This window comes from Candidatus Woesearchaeota archaeon (assembly GCA_003694805.1).
Taxonomy (GTDB): domain Archaea; phylum Nanobdellota; class Nanobdellia; order Woesearchaeales; family J110; genus J110.
This window is the reverse complement of sequence record RFJU01000173.1, coordinates 1-1229: the sequence shown is the minus strand read 5'-3', so window position 1 is coordinate 1229 and position 1229 is coordinate 1. Positions and strand designations below refer to the sequence as shown.

Annotated in this window: 2 protein-coding genes; both read right to left on the bottom strand. The window is 48.1% G+C overall.

Features of this window, described 5'->3' with window-relative positions:
• Window positions 1–938, bottom strand: a 938-nt coding sequence (locus tag D6783_06190) for a hypothetical protein (protein RME51975.1), incomplete at its 3' end; no start/stop codon positions are given.
• Window positions 935–1192: a hypothetical protein gene (locus tag D6783_06185; GenBank protein RME51974.1), complete on the bottom strand. Its 258-nt coding sequence runs from the start codon at window positions 1190–1192 to the stop codon at window positions 935–937. The genes D6783_06190 and D6783_06185, both read right to left, overlap by 4 nt.
• Window positions 1193–1229 lie beyond the last annotated feature (37 nt).

Genomic DNA, 1229 nt, shown 5'->3' with positions numbered 1-1229 from the left:
TGTTCCATGAGTGCTTGGATGATTTTGCGGCTTTGGCTTGTTTTGAGTTTCTGGTATTCCCATGCTTTGGCCAGGTGCAGGTCTTCCCAGAGGTATATTACTGTTTTGTCGCTTCCCATCCTGGCGATGTCGCAGGTCAGGTATCTTTTCGGATTGTCTGTCTTGCGGGGTTTCCTGGAAAATATTGCGATGATGTTGTCGTAAGGTACGAGTTTTGCAGCGTCGTCTTCGTACTCCCAATTTCCTTTGAGGAGTCGTTCCCTGCTTACCCTGGGGAGTTTTTTGAGGTTTTCCACATAGTATTTGCTTATGAATGGGTTGTCGGTGACTTTGCTCGGTACGAATTTGCGGAATTCTGGGAGGTTTCCCGCCCTCCAGGGCTTGTAGAATTCCTGGTACATCCAATTCTTTGCTGGGTTGCTGGCTATGAGGAGTTTTGGGACGAGGTTGTATTCGTCGAGTTTGTACCTGATTCGGCTCATTACTATGTCTTTGGCCTTCTTTGTTACCTGGCTTGCTTCATCTATGAATGCTCCTGTGTATTCTGTGCTTCCCAAACTGTCGAATTCTGGATCGCTGGGGTAGGCGAAAAGGTCTTTAAGAAAGATTTGGCTGCCGTTTTTGAACTGGATTATTCCTTGCTGTTCTTTGTACTGCAGGTGTACTCCGTGGACGAATCCCCAGCGCCTGGCCAGGTCGAAGAATGTGAGGAGTGTGCTTTGTTTGAGGGCTTTGAGGACGGCTCTGCCCATGAGCCATCTTGTGTTTGGCAGGGCGGAGGCCATGAGTAGGAGCCAGGCGCATCCGAGGAATGTTTTTCCCCCTCCTGCGGCGCCTCCGTACAGGATTTCTGTTGTTTTACGGTCTGTCAGGTATTTCCATGCTTCTTTTTGTTTGGGTGTGCGTTTCCAAACGATGTTTATGTAGTACGCTGTCATTCTTCGTTGTCATCATCTTCTTCTTGGAGGTCTTCGAGTTTTATGTTGAACACTGTTTCGACTTCTCCTTGGTGTTCTATTTCCTGCTTGTAAGTGTAGCCCCTGGTCTTTCCTTTGGTGAGGAGGAAGAACTTTATCGCTTTAAAATCCCCTTCTGCTATGAGTTTGTTCAGGCCGAGTTCTGCCATGTCTACTTGGCGTTCCAATTCCTGAAGGAACTCCTGGTATACCGCTTTGTTTTCGCTTCGGTGCATCCAGCGGGATAATGCTTCCCTGGTCACTCCTATCTTC